The 23660-nt window shown below is 43.6% G+C and carries 22 protein-coding genes; 11 read left to right on the forward strand and 11 right to left on the reverse strand.

From position 1 onward, the window contains the following. Positions 1 to 192: 192 nt before the first annotated feature. Entirely contained in the window at positions 193 to 2124 is a 1932-nt protein-coding gene (locus DFP79_RS15740; RefSeq protein WP_133504902.1) for a bifunctional 2',3'-cyclic-nucleotide 2'-phosphodiesterase/3'-nucleotidase, read from the forward strand. Between the two features lie 119 nt (positions 2125 to 2243). Here DFP79_RS15740 and DFP79_RS15745 read toward each other — a convergent pair whose 3' ends face one another. The 5 genes from DFP79_RS15745 to DFP79_RS15765 all read right to left on the reverse strand — a co-directional run bounded on the left by DFP79_RS15745 (position 2244) and on the right by DFP79_RS15765 (position 7592). Continuing rightward, the gene (locus DFP79_RS15745; RefSeq protein ID WP_133504903.1) at positions 2244 to 3521 is read right to left on the reverse strand and encodes a TRAP transporter large permease; all 1278 of its coding nucleotides are present in this window, start codon (positions 3519 to 3521) and stop codon (positions 2244 to 2246) included. A 15-nt stretch (positions 3522 to 3536) separates the two neighbouring features. After that, positions 3537 to 4112, reverse strand: coding sequence for a TRAP transporter small permease (locus tag DFP79_RS15750; RefSeq protein ID WP_133504904.1), 576 nt, complete (start codon positions 4110 to 4112; stop codon positions 3537 to 3539). A 28-nt stretch (positions 4113 to 4140) separates the two neighbouring features. Continuing rightward, positions 4141 to 5172 carry a sialic acid TRAP transporter substrate-binding protein SiaP gene (locus DFP79_RS15755; protein WP_133504905.1) on the reverse strand — a complete coding sequence of 344 codons (1032 nt, stop codon included), beginning with the start codon at positions 5170 to 5172 and terminating at the stop codon, positions 4141 to 4143. Between the two features lie 221 nt (positions 5173 to 5393). Next, positions 5394 to 6578: a mannitol dehydrogenase family protein gene (locus DFP79_RS15760; RefSeq protein WP_133504906.1), complete on the reverse strand. Its 1185-nt coding sequence runs from the start codon at positions 6576 to 6578 to the stop codon at positions 5394 to 5396. Between the two features lie 3 nt (positions 6579 to 6581). Continuing rightward, positions 6582 to 7592: a zinc-binding alcohol dehydrogenase family protein gene (locus DFP79_RS15765; protein ID WP_133504907.1), complete on the reverse strand. Its 1011-nt coding sequence runs from the start codon at positions 7590 to 7592 to the stop codon at positions 6582 to 6584. Between the two features lie 411 nt (positions 7593 to 8003). Between DFP79_RS15765 and DFP79_RS15770 the strand changes: the two genes are divergently transcribed. Then, positions 8004 to 8900 (forward strand): GntR family transcriptional regulator, encoded by an 897-nt coding sequence (locus DFP79_RS15770; RefSeq protein ID WP_133504908.1) that lies wholly within the window; start codon positions 8004 to 8006, stop codon positions 8898 to 8900. A 209-nt stretch (positions 8901 to 9109) separates the two neighbouring features. Here the strand turns inward: DFP79_RS15770 and betA are convergent, their stop codons facing one another. Next, positions 9110 to 10777, reverse strand: coding sequence for a choline dehydrogenase (betA, locus tag DFP79_RS15775; protein ID WP_133504909.1), 1668 nt, complete (start codon positions 10775 to 10777; stop codon positions 9110 to 9112). Positions 10778 to 10790: 13 nt separating this feature from the next. Next, a complete protein-coding gene (gene betB / locus DFP79_RS15780; RefSeq protein ID WP_133504910.1) occupies positions 10791 to 12248 on the reverse strand; it encodes a betaine-aldehyde dehydrogenase in 1458 nt (485 codons plus the stop codon). A 357-nt stretch (positions 12249 to 12605) separates the two neighbouring features. Here betB and DFP79_RS15785 point away from each other — a divergent pair, with 357 nt between their 5' ends. Next, positions 12606 to 12785, forward strand: coding sequence for a hypothetical protein (locus DFP79_RS15785; protein ID WP_133504911.1), 180 nt, complete (start codon positions 12606 to 12608; stop codon positions 12783 to 12785). Positions 12786 to 12865: 80 nt separating this feature from the next. Here the strand turns inward: DFP79_RS15785 and DFP79_RS15790 are convergent, their stop codons facing one another. The 4 genes from DFP79_RS15790 to DFP79_RS15805 all read right to left on the reverse strand — a co-directional run bounded on the left by DFP79_RS15790 (position 12866) and on the right by DFP79_RS15805 (position 16750). Beyond that, a complete protein-coding gene (locus DFP79_RS15790; RefSeq protein ID WP_133504912.1) occupies positions 12866 to 13171 on the reverse strand; it encodes an isoamylase early set domain-containing protein in 306 nt (101 codons plus the stop codon). A gap of 292 nt (positions 13172 to 13463) precedes the next feature. Continuing rightward, on the reverse strand, positions 13464 to 15176 hold the full coding sequence (olsF, locus tag DFP79_RS15795) for a bifunctional ornithine lipid synthase OlsF (protein WP_133504913.1): 1713 nt from the start codon (positions 15174 to 15176) through the stop codon (positions 13464 to 13466). A gap of 262 nt (positions 15177 to 15438) precedes the next feature. Beyond that, complete coding sequence (locus DFP79_RS15800; RefSeq protein WP_133504914.1) at positions 15439 to 16170, reverse strand: ChrR family anti-sigma-E factor; 732 nt, start codon at positions 16168 to 16170, stop codon at positions 15439 to 15441. 4 nt (positions 16171 to 16174) lie between these two features. Next, entirely contained in the window at positions 16175 to 16750 is a 576-nt protein-coding gene (locus DFP79_RS15805; RefSeq protein ID WP_133504915.1) for a sigma-70 family RNA polymerase sigma factor, read from the reverse strand. Positions 16751 to 16987: 237 nt separating this feature from the next. On the opposite strand from DFP79_RS15805, the gene DFP79_RS15810 reads away from it, so the two are divergent. The 8 genes from DFP79_RS15810 (at position 16988) to DFP79_RS15845 (ending at position 23592) form a co-directional block, all read left to right on the forward strand. After that, the gene (locus DFP79_RS15810; RefSeq protein ID WP_133504916.1) at positions 16988 to 17446 is read left to right on the forward strand and encodes a nuclear transport factor 2 family protein; all 459 of its coding nucleotides are present in this window, start codon (positions 16988 to 16990) and stop codon (positions 17444 to 17446) included. Positions 17447 to 17509: 63 nt separating this feature from the next. Then, complete coding sequence (locus DFP79_RS15815) at positions 17510 to 18289, forward strand: SDR family NAD(P)-dependent oxidoreductase (RefSeq protein ID WP_133504917.1); 780 nt, start codon at positions 17510 to 17512, stop codon at positions 18287 to 18289. Between the two features lie 41 nt (positions 18290 to 18330). Beyond that, the gene (locus tag DFP79_RS15820) at positions 18331 to 19587 is read left to right on the forward strand and encodes an NAD(P)/FAD-dependent oxidoreductase (RefSeq protein ID WP_133504918.1); all 1257 of its coding nucleotides are present in this window, start codon (positions 18331 to 18333) and stop codon (positions 19585 to 19587) included. Next, on the forward strand, positions 19578 to 20408 hold the full coding sequence (locus DFP79_RS15825) for a DUF1365 domain-containing protein (RefSeq protein ID WP_133504919.1): 831 nt from the start codon (positions 19578 to 19580) through the stop codon (positions 20406 to 20408). The genes DFP79_RS15820 and DFP79_RS15825 overlap by 10 nt, the downstream gene beginning before the upstream one ends. 3 nt (positions 20409 to 20411) lie before the next feature. Next, the gene (locus tag DFP79_RS15830) at positions 20412 to 21668 is read left to right on the forward strand and encodes an SAM-dependent methyltransferase (RefSeq protein ID WP_133504920.1); all 1257 of its coding nucleotides are present in this window, start codon (positions 20412 to 20414) and stop codon (positions 21666 to 21668) included. A 109-nt stretch (positions 21669 to 21777) separates the two neighbouring features. Beyond that, the gene (locus tag DFP79_RS15835) at positions 21778 to 22311 is read left to right on the forward strand and encodes a DUF2878 domain-containing protein (protein ID WP_166637719.1); all 534 of its coding nucleotides are present in this window, start codon (positions 21778 to 21780) and stop codon (positions 22309 to 22311) included. Continuing rightward, entirely contained in the window at positions 22308 to 23045 is a 738-nt protein-coding gene (locus DFP79_RS15840) for a hypothetical protein (RefSeq protein WP_133504922.1), read from the forward strand. The genes DFP79_RS15835 and DFP79_RS15840 overlap by 4 nt, the downstream gene beginning before the upstream one ends. Positions 23046 to 23070: 25 nt before the next feature. Next, on the forward strand, positions 23071 to 23592 hold the full coding sequence (locus DFP79_RS15845) for a DUF3833 domain-containing protein (RefSeq protein ID WP_133504923.1): 522 nt from the start codon (positions 23071 to 23073) through the stop codon (positions 23590 to 23592). Positions 23593 to 23660: the final 68 nt, after the last annotated feature.

Genomic DNA, 23660 nt, shown 5'->3' on the forward strand with positions numbered 1-23660 from the left:
GTAGGTGAAATTGATCAAGTCCGCGAATTTTGAGCTAGTCACAGACCTGACATTTTCGTTAATTAAAGTAATTGACCGTACGGTTAACATAATGATTAACTGTCCACTTTATCGCTTAAAGCGACGTGTCTATCTGCCGGAAAGAGCGGAAACATAAGAACAATGATTGCAAGGTACAGGAGAATATAAACCATGCAGCAAGGATTGAAAAAGGTGACGTTAGGGCTCGTATTAGGCGCAGCAAGTATAGCAAATGCCGCTACTGTTGATTTACGACTTATGGAAACGACAGATATACATATGCACTTGGCGGATTATGATTATTACTCGGATAAGCAAAGTGATTCAGTCGGCCTCTCACGCGTTGCGACTTTAATCAAACAAGCACGCTCTGAAGTGACTAATTCTGTCTTGGTCGACAATGGCGATCTGCTGCAAGGAAACCCATTAGGGGATTACGTAGCAAAAGGGCGAGTGCTGCGTTTTGGTGAAACACATCCCGCTTATAAGGCGATGAACTTACTGAATTATGACGTTGGTAATGTAGGGAATCATGAATTCAATTACGGTCTGGACTTTTTAATGAAAAGTTTGGCCGGCGCAAATTTTCCATATATCAGTGCGAACGTTTATGCGGATGATGGCGATGCCAATCCTGACAATGACCAGCCTTACTTTCAGCCTTATCTGATCAAAGACAAAACCGTTATTGATCATGAAGGTAAAGAGCAAACGATTAAAATTGGCTACATAGGGTTTGTGCCTCCACAAATTATGACGTGGGACAAAGATAACCTGACAGGTAAAGTGATCGCGAAAGACATCCTTGAAACGGCGAATAAATACGTACCGGAAATGAAGGAAAAAGGGGCTGATATTATCGTCGCAATTCCACACAGCGGCATGTACAGCAATCGATATGAAAAAGGCGAAGAGAACGCGACCTACCATCTTGCAAAAGTCGAAGGGATCGACGCCATCATGTTTGGTCATTCTCATCGAGTCTTTCCCGGAGACAAAACGCTGGGTTCATTTGAAGGCGTTGATTCAGAAAAAGGGACAGTATTCGGAATACCCGCTACCATGCCGGGCTTTTGGGGATCTCATCTTGGCGTAATTGACCTAACGTTAGAATCTACTAAAGACGGCGGTTGGCAGATTACCGATGGTTCCAGTGCCGTTCGTGCTATCGCAAAACGTGAGGGTCGTAAGACAATTGCATTGGTCGAGGCAGACACGAGCATTAATAACGCTGTACAAGCGGAGCATCAAGGTACATTGTCTTATATGCGCCGTAAGGTTGGCGTGTCCACTTCCGATATTAATAGCTTCTTCGCGCTTGTTCAGGATGATCCATCGATCCAAATCGTAAACAACGCGCAAATCTGGTACACCCAAAACATTGTTCGAGGCACATCGTACGAGGGTATTCCTATATTGTCAGCGGCGGCACCTTTTAAAGCAGGTGGCCGCGGAGGCCCTGAATATTTTACGGATGTTCCGAAAGGTGATATTGCGCTTAAAAACGTGAGTGACCTTTATATCTATCCGAATGATCTTAAAGTAGTACAACTGTCGGGTGCTCAAGTTATTGAGTGGTTGGAACGTGCAGCAGGGCAGTTCAATACGATTGATCCCTCTATGGAAGGAACACAAGCCTTGGTGAATAGCGCATTTCCAACGTATAACTTTGATGTGATCGATGGAATTGACTATAAAATCGACGTGACCCAACCGGCTCGCTATGATTCAGAAGGTAACATTGCGTATCCAGACGCGCATCGGATTGTGGATGCGATGTTTAATGGACGCACATTAGACCCGAACCAATTCTTTCTTGTCGCGACAAACAATTACCGCTCATCAGGTGGGGGTAAATTCCCAGCTTTAGACGGTTCGACAACCGTGATTGATGCGCCTGATAAAAACCGCGACGTGATCGCGAACTATCTTCTTTCACAACAAACCATTAACCCTTCAGCAGACAGTAACTGGCACTTCGCTGATTTCGGCGATGCTAAAGTGTCGTTCACGACATCGCCTAAGGCAAAAAACTTGGCAACGAGTAACATGATGTATGTCGGTGAAGACAGTGCAGGGTTTGCTGTATTTGAGTTGAAATAAATTCTTACTGGTTTTCATTAGATAAACAGCGAGCAATATAATGCCCCTCAATGGTTGGAATACCAATATTGAGGGGCATTTTTTATGGTGTGTTTCAACACGCGGTGTTCAGCTCATCTTTAACGATAGATTAAGCTTGGTAACCACATTGAGATTGACGGTATAAAGGTTAATAGAAGTAAAACGCTTACGAGCGGCACTAAAAACGGCGCTGTCGCGACGACACAGCGTTCAAAAGGCGTTTCAGATACTTTTGCTAAAACATATAAAACCATTCCGACGGGCGGCGTTAATAGCCCGAGCATCAAGTTCAATATCAAAATAATGCCGAAGTGAACGGGATCAATGCCGATTTGAATTGCGACGGGCAAAAGCACCGGAACCAAAATCGTGATGGCTGCAATAGTTTCCATAAAGCAACCAATGATCAACACCAATAATGTCATAATAAGCAATATCAAGACTTTATTATCGGTAAAAGACAGCAAGTTTTCTGCAAAGAAAGCGGCAAATTGATTGGCCGTTAGGATCCACGCAAAAATCGTCGAAGTTGCCACAATCATTAAGATAGAAGCCGTAGTTTCGATGGTTTCTTGAGAGACCTTTAAAATATTGTTAAACGATAAAGTGCGGTATACGCATAACCCTAGAAAAATAGAATAGGCAACGGCTGCGACAGCGGCTTCAGTGGGAGTGAAAACCCCTGTAGAGATACCGCCTACGATGATGACAGGGGTCATCAAGGGTAAGAATGCTTTTTTAAAGCTAGCAAGCAACACGTTGAATTTAAATCGGTCGTCTCTTGGGTAATTGCGTACTTTGGCAAACCACGACACCATAATCATCAGCGCAAACGCCATTAATAACCCAGGCACTAATCCTGCTGCAAACAGCTGGCCAATCGACGTATCGGCCATAACACCGTAAATAACCAATGGCAAAGACGGTGGAATAATCGGGCCAATTGTCGAAGAGGCAGCCGTTATTCCCACAGAAAAATCTGTATCATACCCCGCGTCTTTCATGGCCTTAATTTCAACATTCCCTAAACCGCCCGCATCGGCGACTGCCGCACCGGACATCCCTGCAAAGATCACACTCGCACCGACATTGACGTGACCTAAGCCACCGGGTAGCCAACCGACCAACGAACGAGCAAAGGCAAAAATACGATTCGTTATGCCTCCTGTATTCATCAGGTGACCCGCTAAGATAAAGAACGGAATAGCAATCAACGTGAAGCTATTAACTCCGTTCACCATATTATGCAGCACCACAATGCTGGGAATGCCTTCAAGTAAAATAAAGATTAACGATGCGACACCCAGAGACACCGCAACAGGCACTCCAACAATCAGAAGTGCAAATAAAATGAGAAACATGAATAGAATAGACATAACAACCCTTATTCTTTAATCCGGTAAAATCTGATTATTTATATGACTAACCAATTCATGACGTGTCAGCTTGCTGCGTTTCACCAGCCATACTAAGGAATAGCAGGCCATAAAAAGAAAGCAGACGCCTATGGTCCAGTAGATATAGGATTTAGGCAGAGGAATGGACACCAGTGTTTGGTTCATTCTCATGGCGACTTGAAACGAGAGATTCGCACAATAGCCGTAAAAAATGATGCACGTAAGATCCGAAAACAGCACCAAAGACTTGGTGACACCTGCCGATGTATAACGATATAAAAACTCTAAGAAAATGTGCGACCCTTTTCTGACCGCGGTAATGGAGCCGACAAAACCAACAAGAATCAATAGAAAGCGTGCGATTTCTTCGGTCCAACCAAGAGAATCGTTCATCACATAACGCGTAAAAAACTGTAGAAATACGATGACGACAAGTAGCCAAAAAAAGAACATGGCGGGTAAGTCAGAAAAATTAAATGTAAACCTTTCCTCGACTTGATTTTCATCGATCAAGTCGAGGGGGAGCGAGCTATCAATATCTGCTCGCCCTTGTTCCTTTTGTCCTATCATCAGGATCCCCCTCTCAATTACAAATAATTTATAGGGCTTCTAATTCAGCCAATTGTTCTGCTGTAAAGCCGTTATCTTGAGCGGTTAATAGCGGTTTGATCGCCTCAACAAAAGGTTGTGTATCAACTTCTTGTACCATTACACCTTGGTTTTTAAACCAACTAACAAGATTCTGTTCAGAGTCATTGATTTCGTTAGATGCTCGAAGCGCTGCTTGTTGGGTGATGTCCGTTAACAGCTCGTAATCTTCGCTGCTGAGTTTGTTTTTTGTATAACTCGATAGCAAAGTAAAAACAGAGTTAGTCATATGACCTGTTAAGTTGATGTACTTCTGAACTTCGTAAAATTTCTTAAACTTAATTGTTGGAAGTGGGTTTTCTTGTCCATCTACCACGCCTTGTTGCAAGGCAAGGTACACTTCAGAAAAGGCCATTGGAGTCGGATTCGCTTTTACGGCTTTAGGAAACATTAGATACAAAGGCGCATTAGGAACACGTATTTTCATCCCTTCCATATCTTGAGGCTTCGTGACCGGGAAGTTCGATGTTACATGACGCGAACCATAGTAAGTGAAACCGGCAACGTCGTGTCCCGTTTGGTTCTCATATTCGGAGGTGATGTTTTTGTATAGATTGCTGTCACGATATTTTTCCCAATGATTGAAATCACGGATCGCAAATGGGAAAGAAGAGATGCGCATTGGCGCGTAAGTTTGTCCAGCGAAAATGTCGCCAGAATAAATAATATCAATCGTGCCAAAATCCAGAGCTTCATTAAGTTCTACTTCTTTACCCAATGAAGAAGCGGGGAATGTATTAATTTTCACTCGCCCGTCTGTTTGTTTTGCCACTTCATCAGCCGCCCAAACAACCGCTTCATGATACGCGGAGCCTACTTCATACACATGCGCCCATTTTAGGGTGGTGGCAGCGTTTGCTGTACCAGCAATGCTGAAGCCTGCGACCACAGTAGAGGCGGCCACCAAGAAAGAACGACGAGTAAACTTACTCAGAAATGTTGGCAGTGTTTTTAGGCCGTTTGTTTGCGAGATTTTAGTCATGATATTACCTATTTTATTGTTATTAAACTTAGAGTTATTCGGCTTTAGTGAATCTATCACCTTTAGCCGAGACAGTATTTATCAGTTACCAGAGAAGCTCAGAGTGCAAAATGTATATATCAAAGAAACGCCTTTTTTCTATGGCGTCGAGTCACCTCCTTTAGCGTGTTTAGCTTTTTTGATCGATGAATCATGAACAGGGCACATATTGTGTATTTGGCTCATAGTAGGGAAGTCTCAGTGTTTGGATATAACCCATTAGCCGACAGACAAGCCGATAACTTAGGGAAGGCTTTAGCTGGCAAAACATCTAAGCCCTTTTGAAAAATCGGCACAATACGGCGCTCAATCTTGGCGTGATGGTTGTCCGCAATGTCGCTCAATTGATGTTGTAAGAAAGGGTTTAAAAAACGCTCTCGAACACTTTCAACATACGATTCAACGTCTTCTGACAAATTTGCAGCTGATAAGATCGGGATGACTTCGTGCGCTAGTAACGACTCCAATTCGGTGCGTAAACCTTCGTGTTCCATGGCTTCTCGTACGGTTGTTATATCCTTAAGCGATTCGCCATTTAGCTCACCTTTTTTCCACAAATCGACGAGATAGGTGTGGGATAAATTTAATACACCCAGTTTTAGAAATTCGATATCTTTTAAACTGTCGACTAACTTAATCGCATTGTGCTGACAGGGTAACTTCAGATGAGGTTTCTTTTCAATTGCCCATAAGGCGTAAGGCTCTGCGACCGCACCGATGGGGTCAATGGCTTGGGAAACGATTCTGTCGACTAAGGAGTTGACCCAGCAACAGCTGTTTTGTAACCAAGATACAAATTCTTCGGACAGTTGCCAGTCTTTCGCTAGCCCTAAAACGAGGTCTTTTAACACCTCGCCGTTATCCACGACCAATTCACAAGGCATGATGACGATTCCTTGCTGATTAAAGTCAAAGCGGGCTTTAAGCAATACTAATAGCTTTGCTGGAAAGCTTTTAGGGGCGCAGTTTTCCGTCAGCAAATCAGCATTGTCTTCCACGTTCAGCTGAAAACCTTGGTCCGCCGTGTTTGATATTACATGAGACACTCGTTGGCAAAACAGCGTTTTGATGGTTTGCCAATCTTCATTTGCTTGCAATGCCATCTCAATGGAATTGACTTGATGTGTATGGTCTACAATATGTCCGTTCTGCATCCCTTGTACTTTTACTGGGTAGCTAGAGCAAGCACTAAACGCGGTCATACGTTGTTTGCCCGCCGGACTGTTTGATGACTGAATTACCGCGATTTTGCTTGTCGATAAGCCTTGAGCAATGGATTCGCCGACAAAAAAATCAACGTGCGCCTGAAGAAAACGACTGGTTCCAAATTGCATAATCAAATTTGGGCTTTCAAAATCCTTTTGCATGAATCAGACCTCGACCAAGGCTTTGATTACACCCGTTTCACTCTTGCTCCACAAAGGCAGCAAGGTAGGTAGATCCAGTAATGATCCTCGGTGAGTAATCATAGATGATACGACGGCACGCCCTTGACGTAAGCATTTAATAACGTGTTCGAAATCTTCTTTTGTCGCATTGCGGCTGCCCATAAGAGTCATTTCGCGTTTATGGAATTCTGGGTCTGAAAATTGGATATCAGCTTTTACAACACTGACCAAAACCAACGTTCCGCCGTGAGAAACCCAACGGAAGCAAGATTCCATCGCTTTCGGGTTTCCTGTTGCATCAAACACGGTCATTGGAAATTCTTGATTGGTTAATGCCGCAAGTTCTTCTGTGGCGTTCTCGCCGGCCAGTACGGTCGCATCGACTTTTAAGGTGTTTTTGCAGTAATCCAAACGCTCCTGATTCATGTCCATCATAATGACACGGGCTCCGCGTTCTTTAGCGAATTGAGCCACGCCCATCCCGATAGGCCCCGCACCGACTACGAGTACATCTGTATTACTCTCTAAGCGCGATCGACGAACGGCATGTGCTCCAATGGCCAAGCACTCAACCACTGCCATGTGATCTAATGGCATGTCATCGGTTTCGACCACGTAATCCATAGGAACCTGCAAATATTCCGTCATGCCACCATCGACGTGTACGCCAATGACTTGAATGTCGGTACAGCAATTGGGTTTGTTATGTCGACACGCAATGCACTTTTTGCAGGCCATGTAAGGGATGACATACACGTTTTGTCCTATTGAAAGGTCGACACCGTCACCAACAGACTCAACTGTGCCGGACAATTCATGCCCTAAAACGCGTGGGTACTCAAAATAAGGTTGTTGTCCACCAAAAGCATGAATGTCGGTACCACAAATACCAATGTGTTTGATTTTGATGATCACGTGCCCAGGCTTATCCAGTGGGCGAGCAACGTCTTGAATTTCAATAACACCGGGTTGAGTGCAAATTGCAGATTTCATAATTGTGTATGTTCCAAAAAAAGTTTGAGTAATTGAAAAAATACAAGCGATGCTTAAGGCCTAGTAAAAGCGCATTAACGGCGAAAAAATGGCATTCACGAAACCAAGTAACTTGGTCGAATATATCGAAAGAGATGAGAAGAATTTTGAAGGATTCATAGGGTTACCTAACATGCTTTTATTTTTATATTCTGGTCAGAATAGAAACTCATAGAACAAAGTTCAACTGTTTTTTATTTATAAAATTCACTCATAAAAAGCAGTTTAGGACTCTTAACGCATGATTATTGTCTTTTTTAAATATAAAAAACTCATTGTCGGTATATAATTAACGATTGAGAAGTATTGTACTTCGAACTTGAGTTCAGGCATCAATTTATCCGTAGCAAAGGTCTAGAAGGCAAAGCGTTCATGAGCCGTAAAAATGTTGTATTTCAAAAGTTAGTGAATACCCTCTTGGAACACGTCAAAAATCACTGCAAAACAGGTGATTATTTACCCTCAGATGTGTCACTGGCGACTCAATTTAATGTAAGCCGCACCACGGTTAGAAAAGCGATTGAGCATCTCGAATCCCTTGATCTTGTGCGTAAAATGGACGCTCAAAAAACGTTATTAGCTATGCCAGAAGCGCATCACTTCTTTGACGTCAGTCAGCACAGTAAACCAAAAGAAAAACTGGTTGAAGAGCACTTCATTAGCCTGATTCAATCTGGAAAATTGAAACCAGGTGACAAATTTTCAGAGTTGGAGCTGGCTCGTCAGTCTGATACCAGTACAGTTGCAGTGCGAGAATTTTTGATCCGTTTTTCACGTTTTGGGTTAATTGAAAAGAACCCCAGATCTCAATGGAAAATGAAGAATTTTGATGAAGCGTTTGTGGATCAGCTCTATGAAGTTCGGCATTTGTTTGAGATGCACTCCTTGTCGAACTTCTTACAATTACCTGAAGACAGTGATTATTGGCAGGAGCTTAATGCGCTTTTTATCGAGCATAAACAACTATCCCTTAAGATGGACACGGATTATGAAGACTTTCCACGATTAGATCATAAGTTTCACGGCTTACTGCAAAAAGCGCATCCCAACCAGTTTATTAATGAATTTTACGACATCATCAGCTTTGTCTTTCATTACCATTATCAATGGGATAGGAGCACTGAACGTGAGCGCAACGCGTTAGCGGTTCAAGAGCACATTAACATCATTGGAAAGATGCTTATGAAGGACTATCACGGCGCGACACTTGCGTTAGAAAAACACTTGAATACCGCGAAGCAATCTTTAAAAAAGACAGCCATTCTTTAGGCAAGAAGCAATTTTGAAATGATCGATTTAGGCCATAAATTTAGGCGCTAATTTCAGATATTATGGGTGATGTACCGCACTTAGTAGCGTGTCTGAAGTCGTTGAAATATAGCGTTAAAAGAGATCTGAAAGGGAATTGAAAGGTCAGTTTGCCGATATTAAAAATAATTCGATGCGAACCCTCCCCTTATGTAAGGGGAGGGAACATTTTAACGCTGTTTGGTTTCGTATTCAGGGTGAATCCAAACCGGTGCGCCAGCAGCAGGTAATGGCTTATTGCCTAAAATGATATCAGCGGCACGTTCCGCAACCATGATGGTCGGTGCGTTTAGGTTGCCGTTGGTGATGGTCGGGAAAACCGATGAGTCGACGACTCGCAAGCTATCAAGACCACGTACTTTTAGGTTTTCATCCAGTACCGCCATTGGGTCGCTGTCTGATCCCATCTTACAGGTACAAGATGGGTGGTACGCACTTTCTACATTGTCTTTTACCCAGCGATCAATTTCTTCATCACTTTGCACGTTCATTCCAGGTTGGATTTCATCCTCACGGAATTTATCCAGCGCAGGCTGCTGAAGAATTTCACGGGTTAGACGAATCGTATCGCGCCAATCTTGCTTGTCTTGCTCCGTCGTAATGTAGTTAAACTTAATACGCGGCTTCGCAGCAGGGTCGCTTGATTCAATCCACAGCTTTCCTCGGCTTTCTGGTTTATTCGGACCAACGTGTACTTGGAATCCGTGACCGTCAAATGCGGCTTGCCCATCGTAGCGCATTGCAGCAGGTAGGAAATGGTATTGAATGTTCGGCCACTTAAGACCTGCACGTGAGCGAATAAATCCGCAAGATTCAAAGTGGTTTGTTGCGCCCAAACCGTTTTTAAAGAGAATCCAACGTGTACCAATCAAGCCTTTACTGATCAAATCAAGCTTGCCATTCAATGTAACAGGTTCATTACAGCGATATTGGAAGTAGACTTCTAAGTGATCTTGTAAGTTCTCACCCACACCAGGTAGTTCGTGAACAACGGGCACATTAGCGCTGTCTAGAACGGATTTTGGACCGACGCCAGACAGTTGCAATAATTGCGGAGAACCAACAGAGCCCGCAGACAAAATAACTTCTTTCGATGCTGAAGCTTGAGTAACTTGTCCGTTATGGCTGAATTCAAGACCAACGGCTTTTTTGCCTTCAAATAACACTTTATGACTTAAGACGCCCGTTCTTACGGTAAGGTTAGAGCGCTTCATCGCACGACGTAGATACGCGTTTGAAGTCGACGCACGTACACCGTTTTTCACCGTCATGTGCATTGGGCCAAAGCCTTCTTGACGGTAACCGTTGTAGTCTTTGGTTTCACCGTAGCCAGCGTCTTTACCTGCATCAATAAACGCTTGGTAAAGTGGGTTAAGCTCCATGTCATTACCGTTGTTTGTGCTTAGTGGGCCTTTGCCACCTCGGTATTCGTCAGCGCCGCCAATCCAAGTCTCTGCCTTTTTAAAATAAGGGAGAACATTCTGGTAGTTCCAGCCTTGAGCGCCTTCAGTTTCCCATTCATCAAAATCGCACGCGTGGCCTCGAACATAAACCATGCCGTTAATAGACGACGAGCCGCCAAGTACTTTGCCGCGAGGGCAATGCATTTCACGGCCATCTAGACCTTCTTCTTTGTCCGTATGGAACTGCCAAGCGTACTTTTCTGAGTTCATTGGATAAGAAAGTGCAGTCGGCATCTGGATAAAGATACTTTTATCTGAACCGCCTTTTTCCAATAAAAGGACGTTGAATTCACCGCTTTCGGTTAGGCGATCCGCTAGCACACAGCCAGCAGATCCTGCACCCACGATGATGTAATCAAATGTTTCGTTTACCATAATAACCTCAGCGTTAGTAAGGGTTAGGTACGTCGTTTAGATCAACGTAAACACTCTTTGTTTGAGTGTAGTGGTACAGTGTTTCGATACCATTTTCGCGACCTACACCAGACTCTTTGTAACCACCTACTGGCATTTCAGCAGGCGATGCGCCCCATGTATTGATCCAGCAAATACCAGCTTGTAGCTGATTGATCACACGGTGAGCGCGCGAGATGTCTTTGGTAAAGATACCTGCAGCCAAGCCAAACTTCGTATCGTTAGCGCGGCGTACCACTTCTTCTTCGTCTTTAAATGTCAGAACAGACATAACAGGGCCAAAGATTTCTTCGCGTACTTGTGGCATGTCGTCAGTACAGTCAACGAAGACTGTCGGTGCGACAAATGCGCCTTTGTCTAAACCGTTTTCAGTGACTTGGTAACCGCCACATAAAAGCGTTGCACCCGCTTCTTTTGCTGCATCAATATAGCCAAGAACTTTCTTCATGTGATCTTTAGAAATCAGGGCACCTACTTGCGTATTTTCGTCAGTAGGATCGCCGATAATCATCGCTTCTGTGCGAGTTTTTAGTTCCGCTTTAAACGCTTCGACCATGTCTTCGTGAACAAAAACACGTGTACCGTGAGTACATACTTCACCTTGAGTGTAGAAGTTTGCCACCATAGCGCCCGAAACCGCTTGATCAACAGGCATATCTGGGAACACGATCATTGGGGATTTGCCACCCAATTCCATGGTTACGTCTTTTAAAGAAGACGCTGACGCAGCCATTACTTTTTTACCTGTTCCAACTTCGCCCGTGAAAGATACTTTGTCGATTTCAGGGTGTCCGGTGATCATTTGGCCAACACGTGCATCACCTTGAACAACGTTGAATACGCCATCAGGTAGCCCAGCTTCTGTGTATATTTCAGCTAATTTTAGAGCGGTAAGAGGGGTTTCTTCAGACGGTTTGAAGATCATTGCGTTGCCCGCAGCCAATGCTGGACCAGATTTCCACATTGCAATTTGAATAGGGTAGTTCCATGCGCCAATACCAGCACAGATACCAAGCGGTTCGCGACGAGTATAGTAGAAGTTACCTGCGCCAAGATCTTGATAATCACCTTGAACTTTGTCGGTTAGGCCTGCGTAATATTCGATTACGTCAGCACCTGTTTCGATGTCAACGACGCTGGCTTCTTGAATTGGTTTGCCTGTATCCAATACTTCAAGAAGGGCAAGTTCGTCATTTTTCTCACGAAGTAAGTCGGCAGCACGCTTAAGAATGCGACCGCGTTCTACGCCTGTCATGGCAGCCCAAACTTTTTGACCTTCTTTTGCAGAATCAATTGCAGCCTGAAGCTCTTTTTCGCCTGCTTGTTCTACGGTGGCGATGACCTCACCCGTTGCTGGGTTAATCGTTTCGAAATGCTCGCCAGTGCTCGACTCAACGTAGCGTCCGTGAATGTATTGCTGCTTATGTGTCATGACTTACCTCAATTTCTTGAATTTGGTGATTTTTATTAAATGATCGTTTAATAAAAAAGAATTGTACCTAAGTTTGGTTACATTTTCAGCTTTTGTGCGAACTTAATACCCTATCGTGGCGTTTTTAGGCAGTTTTGCAGCGATATCGTTGATATCTTCTGATTACTCAAATGCGAATTTAACATAACGCCCTTTTATATAACCTAAGTCAAACATGTTTCAACTGTTTGTAAATTGCACAATTTAGTTGAGGTATAGGGTCTAAACTTAAACTATTCGTGAGTAAGTTTAGAAGACTTATTTACACGCTTTCTTATTGAATCTAGGTATCAAAAAATATAATAAAAGGAGACTGGTATGGACTTGAAAGTAGCGGTTTTGTTAATTCTCGGGGTACTGTTGGTGGCAAAGCTGATTTATTTATCTCAGCGAAAGACGCGTAGAGAAAATACGCAGCGCGCATCTCCCTCAAAATGCAAAAACGAACACGACGTGGCAGCACGCAGTAAGAAAGCGCACGGCGAACACGCTAAGTAGAAAAGCAACAGATGAGTACTTGGAGAGCCGAACAAAGACTCTCCAAGTACTGCGTAGTTTTTCTATTCTTTAACGGTGTATTAAACCGAGATCACGCAATTAGCATCTTGGCTAATAGGGCTTTGTGTGTAGCCGTCTGCGGACTCGTCATTCAACCACGTTTCACCGTCGATCAAATAGCGGAACTGGTAATCGTTATCTACATCCAAATTCAGAGTGGACGCATACACGCCCGTTTTTTGCTTACGCATCGGGGTCGCTTTGTCGTCCCAGCCATTAAAGTCACCCACAAGAGCGACTTTTTTAGCACCATTTAGTATTTCGGCAGGTAACGCAAACTTTACTTTGCACTGAGGTTTGGTTTTTAGGTAAGTTTTCTCAATCATTTCCAACTCCATTTTCAACTAATGAGATGAACAGCACTTTTAGAGACGGCACTTGGACTGTCTCCAAACGTTAAATTGCTATTACTGCCATCAATCTAAGATTCTAGTAGCAAGTCTCACGCCAACAAAAAGACGCTTTGAGTGTAGACTATATTCGGCTTTTAGGTCTGATACAGGTCGAAATTCACACATATATGCCTTTTAACTGATTGCTTTTTGTGCAGATTCACCTTTTTTGGCACAAGTACGGTGCGAGCGTGCTGTGTGTTCAATAAAAGCCGGTATATGTGATCTACTCACCTAAATAGCGTTTTCTTTTGGCCTCTTTTACTTTCATTAGATCAACCAGAACCAAGCCATCGACGCAATAACCAAAATCCGCATCGACACCGAAATCCAAGAAACGTACTCCACCTGGCTCACACAATTCACTGTATTGCTTAAATAAAGTTGGAACACTGGCGCCCAAGTGACCTAATTGTTCTTTCAGGGTTCTAAAATCTTCATCGTAGTCGTCCCCTGAGAAAATATTGTCCAACAGCGGTTTGTGCTCTGTTGTAATCCTGTAAGGGGTGAACGATGCGGCTAAGAATTCTTTATCGGCATAGTATTTTTGATAAAAATGAACAAGCATGTCTTTTGCCATTTGTGGATAGCTGTTGCTCAAGCTCACAGGGCCAAACATGTATTGTATTTCAGGGTGACGGTTTAAGTAGGCGCCAATGCCATACCAAAGGTAATCTAGACTGCGTTTCCCCCAGTATTTTGGTTGTACGAAGCTGCGTCCGAGTTCAATGCCTTTGGCAAAGTAGGGCTCCATGTCACAGCTGTAGCGGAAAAGCTCAGAGCTGTATATGCCGTGGTCATTGCCTTCTTGAAGGTATTTCGCGACTTCGCCTATTCGGTACGCGCCGACAATTTCAAGCTCTTCTTCGTCCCATAAAACCAAATGACGATAGTAGTGATCGTACTTGTCTAAGTCTTTATGTTCCCCTGTGCCTTCTCCGACTTTGCGAAAGGCGATTTCTCTGAGCCGTCCAATTTCTTGCATAACCACTGAGTTTTGTTCGAAGTCGACGAGGTAGATTTGTTTATTGTCTTTGGTCGCGCCTAAATGTTCTGCGTTTTTTAGCTCATTTTTTAGGTGTTGGCGGTTTTGTGGGTGCGATACCGTTTTCTCTGTTTTAAGAAGCGGTTTTTTCCCTTTTGCGATTCGGTATAAGTGACGCTTTATCAGTTTATTCTTTTCTTTATCGCTCAATGGAAGTTGCGCTAATCCTTGAATGGGAATGGTCTGCCCAACTTGCATTGGAATGCGTCGATTGCGCTGACGGAACATTTCATTTGCAAGTTGTATTGTCGAAAGTGGACGATAAAGAATCGAACTTGTGTAGAACATCATAGAGTTGCGACCACCAATATGAACTGGCAGCAATGGGCTGTTGGTCTTTTGTGCAATTTTTAAATAGCTGCTACTCCAGCCTTGATCTTTGACGCCGCTGGGAGACAGTCGTGAAACTTCCCCAGCCGGAAAGATGATCACGGCTTCTTCGTTGTGCAAGCAATTCATGATGGCTTTAACTTGTTTACGGCCAGTTTTTCCGCCAATGTTATCAACGGGCAAAACAAGTTTTTTGAGAGCGTCAAATCCCATTAATAAATCGTTTGCGACGATTTTTACATCCTGTCGGATTTCTCCAATCAAGCGCAATAAGGCCAGACCATCCAAAGCGCCTAATGGGTGATTTGCGACAATAACGACGCGCCCAACTGCAGGGATATTTCGACGGTCTACCTGAGAGACTTGGTAGCCGAAGTTAAAATGGTCTAATACACGATCAATAAATTCAAATCCAACGCAGTTTTCGTTCGCTTCTAGAAAGCTATTAACTTCTTCTTCGTGGAACAGTTTTTTTAGAACGCTTATTGTCGGACGCGTTATCAGTGCGCTTTTTTCTAAAAATTGAGGTGATTTATTGGCAATAAGTTGTTCAACCTGAATCACGGCTGGCTCCAAACGTAAACTTGTTTATATTTCAATCAGATTACAAATTAGCCATGACAGCATTAAGACGATCGTGTGACCGCTAGGTGACACTAAGGTGTCAGAATTAAGACAACACCCGTGCAAAACTGGGAAGTCTTAAGCGGTAAATTTGATGAAGTAGGTCTAATAGAAGCATCAAAGCTTTGCGTCAGTTGCTTTCGACATGGAATCGAGGAAAGCAATTGACGCAGTTAATGCCAGTTACGTCTTTTAAAGGGTGTTATGAGGTACTGGGATGATGTTTACGCAAGATTGGATTCAGTAGACGTGTGAACCAACCAGTAAACTCTATGGGAGCCTCTGTTACCGTTAGACAAATGCATTCAGCGTCTTTGGTAACAACGGGTTTGTGTTTGTGACGGGCGTCGCGTGAGATGAAATCCCCTTTTTTATACACGCCTGATTCATCGGAAAACGCGCCTTCGAGTACCAGCGTAAATTCATCGCCTGTATGAGTATGCGATGGGATAAAAGCACCTGCTTTAATACGTGTTAGCGCAACTTGAGTGCCGTCTTTTTCGTTGCTTAGAGTAGCAATTTTAACGGCGGGCGAAAGACTCATCCATTTTAAATCATCGTAAAAAGAGGGAATAAGCTGTCGTAAGCTTTTCGGAATTTGGTACTTACTTTCCGAGCTTAATGGTCGTCCGCTCTGCAATTTACTCATCCTAACGCTTGGAGCAGCTTGGCCGTATTTATCAAAAGAACTTTCGATTTCACCATTGGTAATCTTTGAAAGTAAATTTGTTTTTAACTGATTGAGTTGTTGATCGCTTGTGGGAATAGCAGGATCAGAAAACAATTCCGCGCCGACGAGCTCCAACTTGTGGGCCTGAGTACGACACTCTTTGCAATGCTCAAGGTGTGCAGATACGGCCACCGCTTTAGCAAGGGAGAGTGACCCTGATGAATATTCAGTAAGCAGTTCGATACTTGGGTGGTAGCGAATCATGAAACTACCTCCTAATGATGACGGTTAGTTTATTGAGAGCAAGCCTTACTCTCGATTTAATGGTGCCGAGAGGAATGTTTAACTCTTCCGACGTTTCTTTATGGGTTTTGCCTTCCAAATAGACTTTGGCCAGCACTTGACGCTGATCCGAAGGCAGCTGTTTTAAACTGGCTCTGATTGTGTCCTGATCACGCTTTTGTTGTGCTTCTCGAAATGGGTCGGCGTTTTCATCTTCGTCATCCGCCCACAAAAAATCAGGATCAATGCCTGTTTGGTAGCGACCATTTTTTCTAAGATAATCGATACGCGCATTTCTTGCGATCGTAAACACCCATGTATTTAAGGACGCCGATTCCGGATTGTAGGTATGCGCTTTATTCCAAATTCGAATCAAGACTTCTTGAGCGATATCGTCTGCCATTAAATTTGACCCAGGTTGAGCGGTCAAACAGAAGGCTCTGATGCGTGGCACAAAATGATCAAACAGTCTAGCGAGCGCAGCTTGATCACGCTTATTCGCGACTGAGAACATGTCGTCCAGTAACGTGGGCGTACGCTCGTCGTTGTTAGTCTGTCCCATTATTTACTCCATCGTAAATTTGAAGGCAAACAGGGGATACAGTTTGCTTATAAAGCTTTTACGTACCTCAGTTTAGTTCGGATCAATCAGATTAGACTAAAATATTAAATTGATCCGTTCTGTCGTAGCAAACGTATACCACTATAAACAGCATTTAATCGCATCCATGAAGGCGTGCAAGGTCTGCGTTTATGGATGATGCGCTCCTTTAAACATTACCTTTAAAAGCACACAGCTATGATTGCAGCACCTGAACTGAAAAGTGAACATCACATTTTGTTGGTCGAAAAGTTCAAAGCATTCTATGAGGATGTTCAGCACCCTCAACTAGAGATGATTGGCGAACTGTACGCGCCTTCTGTGCGATTTAAAGATCCAGTACATGAGTTACAGGGTATTGAGTTTGTTCACGCCTATTTAATGGAAATGAGCGCGAACGTCGAATATGGCCGTTTCGAATATTTAGATCAGTTGGTAGACGAAGACAAAGCGTACATCAAATGGAACATGTATTTTCGACACCCCAAATTAGGCAATGAAATCCATGAAGTGCGCGGTATGACCCAGATTCAATTTACGGATCGAATTTATTTTCATGAGGATGTGTATGACATGGGCCAGTTGATTTACGAGCATATTCCTGTGATGGGAACGTTTGTCAAAATGCTTAAAAAACGTTTGGTGTCGACTAAGTAGCGCTGTATATCCCAATGAAATACAGCAACGCGTTTACTTTATTTAAAACGGAGAACGTGCATCATGACTCGTCAATTTAAAGGCACAGTATGGATTACCGGAGCCAGTTCTGGGCTGGGATTTTCTCTGGCACAAACGTATCTCGTGAACGGTTGGAAGGTAATTGCATCCTCGCGCTCAAAAGGCGAGTTAAAGTTGTTGTTGGACTCAGAAAATAAGGATCGTAGCGCTCAAGATGGACTGGTATTTGTACCTTTTGATATGTCTGACAAACATGGTCACTCTGACGTTAGAGTACAGCTGGAGAAAGAGTGCTCGTCGCTTGATCTGGCTATTTTAAATGCTGGAACATGCGAATACCTAGAGATCGAAAACCCTGACTGGTCAATGATGTCTAAAATTAATCATATCAACTATTTAGGGCTGGTGAACAGTGTTGAAATCTGTTTGCCGCTGTTAAAAAAAGGAAACAAGTCTTTGCTTGTTGGCGTCAGTTCACAGGCGGTTAATGCGCCTTTTCCAAAGGCCGAAGCATACGGTGCGAGCAAAGCGGCAATTCGGTACTTCTTATCTTCACTGAGAATGGATCTTAAGCAATTCAATATTGATGTTAGTTGCGTTTTACCGGGCTTTGTTGATACGCCACTCACAAAGAAGAACGAATTCTCTATGCCCTTTTTAATGTCTTCTGAAGCGGCAGCCAGCCGTATTTTTAATGCGTTGAAAAATCGACCGTTTGAATACGCTTTCCCCAAGCGTTTGAGCGTTATTTTATATTTAGCCAGAGCATTTCCTAAAACTTGGCTAAGATTAAATACAAATGGCTCACACAGCACCAAGTAGACGCAGTTTTAGAATTAAATCTTTGATCTAGGAGCAAGTTTTTGAAGATCGCAGTCGTTGGTAGTGGTATTTCAGGGCTTACCGCAGCGTATTTATTGAATCGTCATCATGATGTACATGTGTTTGAGAACGACCGTCGGATTGGTGGCCATACGGCAACTAAAAGTGTGTCAGTAAACGGGAACACCCAGCAAATAGATACGGGTTTTATTGTTTTTAATGATTGGACCTATCCTAATTTTATCCGTTTGATGAATGAACTGGGTGTGCAATCGAAACCGACTGATATGAGCTTCAGTGTGAGTTGTGAGCAAACGGGGCTTGAATACGGCGGCAGCAATCTGGATACCTTGTTTGCACAAAGACGGAACCTGCTTAATGTTCCTTATCTAATGATGTTGAAGGATATATTAGCGTTTAACAATGATGCAGTCGCCGATTTAGAGTCCGGAAAGCTAAAAGAAGGGATTACACTGCGCGAATACCTTAAAGAGAAAGGGTATGGTCAGAAGCTGGCGAGCCATTATCTCATGCCTATGGGAGCGGCGATTTGGTCGTCGACACTGGAAGAAATGATGTCATTTCCTCTCTTGTTTTTTGTCCGCTTCTTTAAAAATCACGGCTTGCTCAGCGTTAAAGATCGACCTCAATGGCATGTTATAGAAGGCGGCTCAGCCGCGTACTTAGCTCCGCTTACGTCGACTTTTAAAGAAAAAATCCGGCTCGAAACCACAATTAGCCGAGTTGAACGAGACGACACTGGCGCAACGCTGTTTTTTGAAACTGAAGGAAGTGAACGTTTTGATCAAGTTGTATTTGCTTGTCACAGTGATCAGGCATTAAGGCTGTTGGCAGACGCTTCAGAGCAAGAAGAGAACATATTGGGTGCGATTCCGTATCGTGAAAACGAGGTGGTTTTGCACACGGACATTCGTTTGCTGCCTAAACGCAAGAAGGCATGGTCAAGTTGGAATTATTTGCTAGGGAATGACCCAAAGCGCCCGCCGACACTGAGCTACAACATGAATATATTGCAGCATCTTGATATGCCGGATACGACCTGTGTGGTGACGTTGAATCGAGGAGATTTGATTGATTCAAATAAAGTGCTTGGGCGTTATCGATATGCCCATCCGGTTTTTACACTAGCTGGAATCGAAGCGCAATCGCGATGGTCAGACATAAATGGCGTGAACAATACGTGGTTTTGCGGCGCATACTGGCGTAATGGATTCCACGAAGATGGGTGTTGGAGCGGTGTACGAGTGGCCGAGGGGTTGGGGGTTAAATGGGAGTAACTTCTGAGCCTCAGTTAGCGCTTACCGATTTAAACAGCGGTATTTACGTCGGACATGTTCGTCACCGTCGATATACGCCTAAAGGTCACAGTTTTAGTTATCAGGTTTTTATGATGTTGATTGACCTCGATGAAACGGAATCCGTTTTTTCACAAAGTCGGTGGTGGTCAACAACCAAGCGTGCCGTGGCACAATTTAAGCGTGAGGACTATTTTGGCGATAAAGAGGTTCCGTTAAAACAAGCCGTCTTGAGAGAGGTTTATGAACACACTGGTTTAACCCTTTCTCGTGTAACACTGCTGACCAACTGCCGCTATTTCGGGTATCTCATTAATCCCATTTCAATTTATTACTGCTATGACCAACATGATCAGTTGCGAGCTATGTTGCTGGAGGTGACTAATACACCTTGGGCTGAGCGTGTTGCATATGTCCTCAATTGTGAACCAACAAAGCGTACTCAACGTATTACGTTTCAAAAAGACATGCATGTTTCGCCTTTTCACCCAATGAATCATTTTTATGATTGGCGCAGCACCTCACCAGAAAGCAAGGTCGCAGTTCATATGCAGAACCGAGTAGTAGGATCTAATAAGCGTGTCTTTGATGCGACGCTATCGCTTAAGAGAGAAGAGATTACATCAACGAGCCTGAGAAGCATTTTATGGCGCTTTCCATGGATGACCGCCAAAGTGGCTTTTGGCATTTATTGGCAGGCGTTAATCCTATTTCTGAAACGAGTGCCCATTCAACCGCACCCTAAGCACGTCGTGATTCAAAAAAATCAGGAAGATAAAGTGCCCGATTTAAATGAGAGGTAGTATATGAATACAGTTGAAACCACGAACACCAAAACCATCAAAGCTAAATCAAGTTGGTTCGATACGTTCGCTTTACGTGCTGTCAAAGCCTTGATGAACCGATTAACTGTTGGTCATCTTGTTGTTGAGGACAATGGTGAGATTAAAGAATACGGACAAAAAGCCACAGACACAGATTATCACGCTCACATTACGGTGTTGGACCCGCAGGCATATAGAGAAGTTTTCTTAAACGCCAGTATCGGCGGAGCGGAAGGCTACATGAAAGGCTATTGGACAACACCGGACCTGCTTGCGGTGATCCGTTTAATGGTAGCCAACTTAGCAACAATCAATCAACTCGACAGTGAACGCCCACTTTGGTCGCGCATCGGCGCAAAACTAGTCCACAAACTGAATGCAAATACCAAAGCTGGCTCCAAAAAGAACATCTCTGCGCATTATGATTTAGGCAACGATTTCTTCTCACAGTTTCTCGACCCAACCATGATGTATTCTGCGGCGGTGTTTCCTGACAAAAACGCAAATTTACATGATGCCTCTGTCCACAAACTCGATCGTATTTGTCAAAAATTGGAATTAACACCACAAGATCACCTGCTTGAAATTGGCACAGGGTGGGGTGGGATGGCGATCCATGCGGCGCAGCACTATGGTTGCAAAGTGACGACAACGACGATCTCAAAAGAGCAGTTCGAATACGCCAGAGAAAAAGTAGAGTCTCTTGGTTTGAGTGATCGCATTACTTTGTTACTTGAGGATTATCGAGATCTCACAGGACAGTATGACAAATTGGTTTCGATTGAAATGATCGAGGCCGTCGGGCATGAATATTACGACAGTTATTTCGAAAAATGCAGTAGCCTCATTAAAGACGCTGGTCTTATGGTGATTCAGGCAATTACGATTGCGGATCAACGATATGAATTTGCCCGCAACTCGGTGGATTTTATTCAGCGTTATATCTTTCCGGGTGGGTGTTTACCCTCCAACAAAGTCATCGCCGAAAAAATAGCTCTGAAAACAAATATGCAGATTGTCGCGATTGAGGACATCACAGAGCACTACGCGATTACCTTGGCGAAGTGGCGTGAGGCGTTTCATGAAAAGCGGCATCAAATTATTCAAATGGGGTTTGACGACGTATTCATTCGCATGTGGGATTACTACCTCGTTTACTGCGAGGGCGGCTTCCGAGAGCGCGCAATCAGTACAGGGCAGTTTGTTTTTGCCAAACCCGATTATCGGTTCAAATTATAACGATATCTGCCGAAGCGGCCGTTAAAGTGAGCGTTTACTCTCTAGTGTAACCCTCTTGTTTAAAACGCTCATTTAAACCGCCATGTCGCAGTGTAAAGGTGAAAGTCGCATGAAGAACATTGCGAATGCGGTTGGTTTTCAGCTTCTCTGGTTTGCTTGTGTGCTTCTGGGGGATTGGGCTGCCTTGCTCTGTACTTTTCTGTACCTGTTTTTTCACCGTCGGTATCTTCAAACCAGCAACGCCGAATTTGTTCTCATGATTGTATTCTTAGTGATAGGTTGTCTGTGGGATGGCTTGTTGATTCATTTAGGGGTTTTGGTGTTTCCGAACGATTCGTTGCTGTTTGGCGTGCTTCCTCCTTTGTGGCTACTGTGTCTGTGGGTTAGTGTCGCGACCATGTTGAGCCACTGTCTCCGTTTTGTTGCTGGGCGGTATCTTCTTGCTACCTTTTTGGGTTTCGTTAGCCCTGTTCTAAGCTATATCGGTGGGGCAGCATTGTCTGATGTCGAGATAGGTGCGCCGTTTGAATTGTCGGTTCTGATGATCGCTATAGGATGGGCTGTGATTCTTCCGTTGGGATTTTTGTTGAGTCAAAAGCTTCACTTGATCCCCGTTTCTGTTCATAAAGGTATAAAACAATGAAACACGTTTTGCCGAATGTATCGACTTTATTGCCTAACGCTCTCCTCATGTTGGTTGGGGTGTGTTGTTTGGTGTCGAGTATGGTATCGATGAAGGTTCACGCTCTGGAAGCACAAGGGCTGGCTTTTGATCCCAAAACGAAAGCATTGCTGTATACCGAACGTCACTTTTTTTCTTCGCCTATGATTCATGAAGTTCGGTACTTTGAACCGGACGGAAGCTTGTTTACGCTTAAGCGACTGGATTATTCCCAGTCTTTAATCGCGCCAGATTTAGAGCAATTGAATCAACGACAGGGCGAAAAAATCAGCGTAAAGCTTAAGGATAAAATAGTCTTAAGTTATAAGGCGAATTCCAAAGAAAAGCCTAAAGAAACCGTTTTTAATCCATCTAACCAGTTGGTGATCGATGCCGGATTTGATCGCTATATTCGTCAAAATTGGGCGGATCTTACTGCTCATTCTGCGCGCAGTGTCATGTATCTTGTGCCCAGTCGTCACACCACAGTCGAATTCAAGATACAACGAAAAACGTGCCTCGCAGCGCAGGAGCCTTCATTTGTGTGCTTTGTTGTTAAGCCGAATGCATGGTGGTTGTCCTTACTCATCGATCCACTGCTGCTGACGTATGATGCGACTAACAAACAGCTGATGCGCTTTGTTGGTCGCGGGAACATTGCCGATAAGAAAGGCAAATATCAAACAGTCGACATTCGGTACACATACTTTGAATGATGAGAACTTGCCATAGGAGTGTTTTATGAAAACCCTGTTTATTGCGTTAAGTTTATGGTTCTTAAGTGCTTGTAGTGCTCCTAATATTGAGCTGTATAAAGACAATAAGCCTGAACTGGTTCTCAATGAATTTTTCAGTGGCGAGCTGAGTGCTCATGGCGTACTAAAAAATCGAAGTGGTGAGGTAATTCGCTACTTCAATGCGCAATTGTTGGGGTCTTGGAAAGGCGGGGTTGGTACGTTACAAGAAACATTTTTATTTGATGATGGTGAAACACAAGAGCGTACTTGGATACTAGCACCAAATGATCAAGGTACTTACACAGCTACTGCAAACGATGTAAATGGCAGCACAGAAGCCAAGCTCGTCGGTAATGCGTTATTTATGAAATACGAGTTACAGGTGCCTTACGACGGAGACATCATTAATGTCACTGTCGATGATAAAATGTACCTTGTCGATGATAATGTCGTGATAAATGAGTCTGTAATGTCAAAATTTGGGGTCGATGTTGGTTTCATCATATTGACCATTATTAAGCACTGAAAAGCCGCTACTCATTGATTGTATCTTTATACTTGCTAGCACTTTGAAAAGCGTAGATCATAGGGCTT

Origin of the sequence: Marinomonas balearica (assembly GCF_004362145.1) — a bacterium.
Taxonomy (GTDB): Bacteria; Pseudomonadota; Gammaproteobacteria; order Pseudomonadales; family Marinomonadaceae; genus Marinomonas; species Marinomonas balearica.

What these genes read in the sequence shown, in the direction of transcription:
- DFP79_RS15740 (WP_133504902.1), top strand. Translation starts at nt 193, where the DNA reads ATGCAGCAAGGATTGAAAAAGGTGACGTTAGGGCTCGTATTAGGCGCA.
- DFP79_RS15745 (WP_133504903.1), bottom strand. Translation starts at nt 3,521, where the DNA reads ATGTCTATTCTATTCATGTTTCTCATTTTATTTGCACTTCTGATTGTT.
- DFP79_RS15750 (WP_133504904.1), bottom strand. Translation starts at nt 4,112, where the DNA reads ATGATAGGACAAAAGGAACAAGGGCGAGCAGATATTGATAGCTCGCTC.
- DFP79_RS15755 (WP_133504905.1), bottom strand. Translation starts at nt 5,172, where the DNA reads ATGACTAAAATCTCGCAAACAAACGGCCTAAAAACACTGCCAACATTT.
- DFP79_RS15760 (WP_133504906.1), bottom strand. Translation starts at nt 6,578, where the DNA reads ATGCAAAAGGATTTTGAAAGCCCAAATTTGATTATGCAATTTGGAACC.
- DFP79_RS15765 (WP_133504907.1), bottom strand. Translation starts at nt 7,592, where the DNA reads ATGAAATCTGCAATTTGCACTCAACCCGGTGTTATTGAAATTCAAGAC.
- DFP79_RS15770 (WP_133504908.1), top strand. Translation starts at nt 8,004, where the DNA reads ATGAGCCGTAAAAATGTTGTATTTCAAAAGTTAGTGAATACCCTCTTG.
- betA (WP_133504909.1), bottom strand. Translation starts at nt 10,777, where the DNA reads ATGGTAAACGAAACATTTGATTACATCATCGTGGGTGCAGGATCTGCT.
- betB (WP_133504910.1), bottom strand. Translation starts at nt 12,248, where the DNA reads ATGACACATAAGCAGCAATACATTCACGGACGCTACGTTGAGTCGAGC.
- DFP79_RS15785 (WP_133504911.1), top strand. Translation starts at nt 12,606, where the DNA reads ATGGACTTGAAAGTAGCGGTTTTGTTAATTCTCGGGGTACTGTTGGTG.
- DFP79_RS15790 (WP_133504912.1), bottom strand. Translation starts at nt 13,171, where the DNA reads ATGATTGAGAAAACTTACCTAAAAACCAAACCTCAGTGCAAAGTAAAG.
- DFP79_RS15800 (WP_133504914.1), bottom strand. Translation starts at nt 16,170, where the DNA reads ATGATTCGCTACCACCCAAGTATCGAACTGCTTACTGAATATTCATCA.
- DFP79_RS15805 (WP_133504915.1), bottom strand. Translation starts at nt 16,750, where the DNA reads ATGGGACAGACTAACAACGACGAGCGTACGCCCACGTTACTGGACGAC.
- DFP79_RS15810 (WP_133504916.1), top strand. Translation starts at nt 16,988, where the DNA reads ATGATTGCAGCACCTGAACTGAAAAGTGAACATCACATTTTGTTGGTC.
- DFP79_RS15815 (WP_133504917.1), top strand. Translation starts at nt 17,510, where the DNA reads ATGACTCGTCAATTTAAAGGCACAGTATGGATTACCGGAGCCAGTTCT.
- DFP79_RS15825 (WP_133504919.1), top strand. Translation starts at nt 19,578, where the DNA reads ATGGGAGTAACTTCTGAGCCTCAGTTAGCGCTTACCGATTTAAACAGC.
- DFP79_RS15830 (WP_133504920.1), top strand. Translation starts at nt 20,412, where the DNA reads ATGAATACAGTTGAAACCACGAACACCAAAACCATCAAAGCTAAATCA.
- DFP79_RS15835 (WP_166637719.1), top strand. Translation starts at nt 21,778, where the DNA reads ATGAAGAACATTGCGAATGCGGTTGGTTTTCAGCTTCTCTGGTTTGCT.
- DFP79_RS15840 (WP_133504922.1), top strand. Translation starts at nt 22,308, where the DNA reads ATGAAACACGTTTTGCCGAATGTATCGACTTTATTGCCTAACGCTCTC.
- DFP79_RS15845 (WP_133504923.1), top strand. Translation starts at nt 23,071, where the DNA reads ATGAAAACCCTGTTTATTGCGTTAAGTTTATGGTTCTTAAGTGCTTGT.